This is a genomic window from Neisseria sp. SLRRB23, from assembly GCF_050896295.1.
Lineage (GTDB): Bacteria > Pseudomonadota > Gammaproteobacteria > Burkholderiales > Neisseriaceae > Neisseria.
The window spans coordinates 1-386 of record NZ_JBPBFH010000162.1 but is presented as its reverse complement, the minus strand read 5'-3'; the positions used below and the strand labels follow the sequence as shown (position 1 = coordinate 386).

Annotated in this window: 2 pseudogenes; both read right to left on the bottom strand. The window is 53.6% G+C overall.

Annotation, left to right across the window (positions count from 1 at the left end):
- A pseudogene (locus ACRPFF_RS11690) lies at positions 1-134 on the bottom strand (electron transfer flavoprotein subunit alpha/FixB family protein); the annotation flags it as partial.
- A pseudogene (locus ACRPFF_RS11685) lies at positions 134-250 on the bottom strand (MlaA family lipoprotein); the annotation flags it as partial. The pseudogenes ACRPFF_RS11690 and ACRPFF_RS11685, both read right to left, overlap by 1 nt.
- Positions 251-386: the final 136 nt, after the last annotated feature.

Below are 386 nucleotides of genomic sequence, written 5' to 3'. Positions count from 1 at the left end.
AATGCATTACCCGCAGAAATCGGGCGTACAAAAGTCGTGGCATCCACAATCGCGGTCAAATCAGAAATTTGCGGTACGGCTAATAAGGCGGCCACGCGAGGCAGAAGGTTTTTACCGAACGGGGTTGCTGTTGCGGGCCTAAGACGGGCAACACGAAATAATTGCTGTTTTTCCAGCCCCACGAGGCAAACGTGTCGCCCAAAGTGTTTTTATTGTCGGGAACGCCGCCCGCGCCGGCAATATCAATGAGTGCGTGTGATGTGATATAGGGCAGTTTGTGCGCTGCGGCGTGCATGGCTGTCGGCTTTGGTGGTGTAGAGGCGGTCTTTCAGGATATCGAGGGAGGACGCGCCCAAGTCTTCCGAGCAGAAAGAAAACATGTCTTT